This window comes from Vibrio sp. OPT20 (genome assembly GCF_963889365.1).
Lineage (GTDB): Bacteria > Pseudomonadota > Gammaproteobacteria > Enterobacterales > Vibrionaceae > Vibrio > Vibrio splendidus.
Genome location: NZ_CAWPOA010000081.1, coordinates 1 through 713, shown reverse-complemented (window position 1 = coordinate 713; position 713 = coordinate 1). Strand labels below are relative to the sequence as shown.

Below are 713 nucleotides of genomic sequence, written 5' to 3'. Positions count from 1 at the left end.
GAAAGGGTCTTGTGTATGATACAAATTTGCTTTCACTTTTAAAAAGTGAAGACAAAAAGCAACCAAGGTTTTTGGTTGTCATCAAGAAGGGTTAATTCTTAATGACTGTTTGCCGGACTCAATTTACTTTTTGCTTCCACTTTTTAATAAAAAGTAGAATCAAAAAATGAACAATCATTTCTGATCATTCGAATACAAGACACTTGAATGTGTTTGTTGTGTTTATCTAATGAAAGATAAACATTGAGAACTTTTAAATTTGATTTGAATTACTCGTAAGTAATCAAATCAGTCAGCTTTCCAAATTGTTAAAGAGCTTGATTCAAACTAATGAACCATTTTTAAATATTTTCAAAGAAAAACACTTAAAGATGGTGGAGCTATGCGGGATCGAACCGCAGACCTCCTCGCTGCCAGCGAGGCGCTCTCCCAGCTGAGCTATAGCCCCATCTGGAAAAGTATTTCTACTCTTAAACTTTCTAAACCTAATCAATCTGTGTGGACACTCATCGTGGTATCTTCGTATAAGGAGGTGATCCAGCCCCAGGTTCCCCTAGGGCTACCTTGTTACGACTTCACCCCAGTCATGAACCACAAAGTGGTGAGCGTCCTCCTCGAAAGGTTAAACTACCCACTTCTTTTGCAGCCCACTCCCATGGTGTGACGGGCGGTGTGTACAAGGCCCGGGAACGTATTCACCGTGACATTCTGAT

General features: G+C 40.0%; 1 tRNA gene and 1 rRNA gene. Both read right to left on the bottom strand.

The annotated features are described in order from the left end of the window. Positions 1 to 372: 372 nt before the first annotated feature. Positions 373 to 448, bottom strand: a tRNA-Ala gene (locus tag AACR09_RS18705). 77 nt (positions 449 to 525) lie between these two features. Continuing rightward, positions 526 to 713 (bottom strand): 16S ribosomal RNA (locus AACR09_RS18700); the annotation flags it as partial.